This window comes from Bradyrhizobium sp. NBAIM08 (assembly GCF_020193935.1).
In the GTDB taxonomy this organism is placed as follows: domain Bacteria; phylum Pseudomonadota; class Alphaproteobacteria; order Rhizobiales; family Xanthobacteraceae; genus Bradyrhizobium; species Bradyrhizobium yuanmingense.
Map to the genome: position 1 here is coordinate 1 of NZ_JADYVR010000272.1, position 457 is coordinate 457.

The window sequence follows — 457 nt, forward strand, 5'->3', positions numbered from 1 at the left end:
GAAGATGGTCGTGAAGGACGCGTCGCGCAGGGTCATCGGACGTCCCCTGGCGTACGCCGCTCCCACGCGCGGGCGAACTCCCCGTCGGGAGCGCCGAGGGCGACCGCCTCGGCGTCCTCGATCGTGTCGACGTCGCGCAGGACGGCCGTCGTGGTGACGCGGTGACCGGCGGCGGCCAGGGCCTCGCGGGTGTCGAGGTACGTCGTGGGCGTCGACATCGCCACGTCGGCCAGCGCGGCCGCGGCACCGGGGTCGGTGAGGCCGAGGACCCACCAGCCGCCGTCCTCGGCGGGACCGAGCACGGCGTCGTGGGTGGCGAGGCCGGCGGCGGCCCGCTCGAGGAGGGCCGCGGTGACCTGCGGGGTGTCCATCCCGATCTGCACGACCGCGCCGTCCCCGGGGACGTCGCCATGGGCGTTGACGAGGCGCTCGGCGAAGCCGTCGCCGTGCTGGGGGA

At 76.1% G+C, this 457-nt stretch carries 1 protein-coding gene; it reads right to left on the reverse strand.

The annotated features are described in order from the left end of the window. Positions 1-32: 32 nt before the first annotated feature. The coding region (locus I6F37_RS39450; RefSeq protein ID WP_225154295.1) for a DUF2064 domain-containing protein at positions 33-457 on the reverse strand (425 nt) is incomplete at its 5' end.